This is a genomic window from Anaerococcus lactolyticus ATCC 51172 (assembly GCF_000156575.1).
Classification (GTDB): domain Bacteria; phylum Bacillota; class Clostridia; order Tissierellales; family Peptoniphilaceae; genus Anaerococcus; species Anaerococcus lactolyticus.
Genome location: NZ_GG666053.1, coordinates 1 through 604, shown reverse-complemented (window position 1 = coordinate 604; position 604 = coordinate 1). Strand labels below are relative to the sequence as shown.

Here is a 604-nt window from a genome sequence, read left to right as displayed (position 1 = left end):
TAACCTTATCTAAAGTTTTAGCAAAAAAATAATCGTGAATTAGAAAGTTATTTCTTTCATACTCACGATCTGCTACTTTAAATTCTCCAAAAGGAATATTTCCTATGGCCACATCAAATAGGTTATTAGAAAAATTGGTTTCTTCAAATCCTTTTATTTGTATATTGGCATTAGGGTAAAGTTCTTTGGCAATTTGTCCACTAATGCTATCTAATTCAACTCCATAAAAGTTTGACTCTTTCATTTCTTCAGGTAGATTTCCTATAAATCTCCCTGTCCCAGCACTTGGTTCTAATATATTTCCTTTTTCAAAGCCAAGATTAGAAAGACTTTCATAGATAGAGTCTATAACTACTTTCGGCGTATAAAAAGCTGTTAAGGTTGATTCTCTTGCCCTATTATATTCTTCCCCAGTTAGATTTTCTTTTAAAAAGTTTCTTGCATCAAGCCATTGACCTTCCTTTTCTTCATCAAATACATCAGAAAGTCCTCCCCAGCCGATATATTTTGCCAAAATTTCCTGTTCATCTTTTCTTGCACTTCTATTTTCTTTTTCTAAAGCCTTTAAGACATTTATAGCTTCAATGTTGTTTTTTAATCTCTG

The 604-nt window shown here is 31.8% G+C and carries 1 protein-coding gene; it reads right to left on the bottom strand.

Annotated elements, in window-relative coordinates; genetic code table 11:
* A partial coding sequence (locus tag HMPREF0072_RS09160; RefSeq protein WP_004829744.1) for a class I SAM-dependent methyltransferase occupies window positions 1–604 on the bottom strand: 604 nt, incomplete at both ends.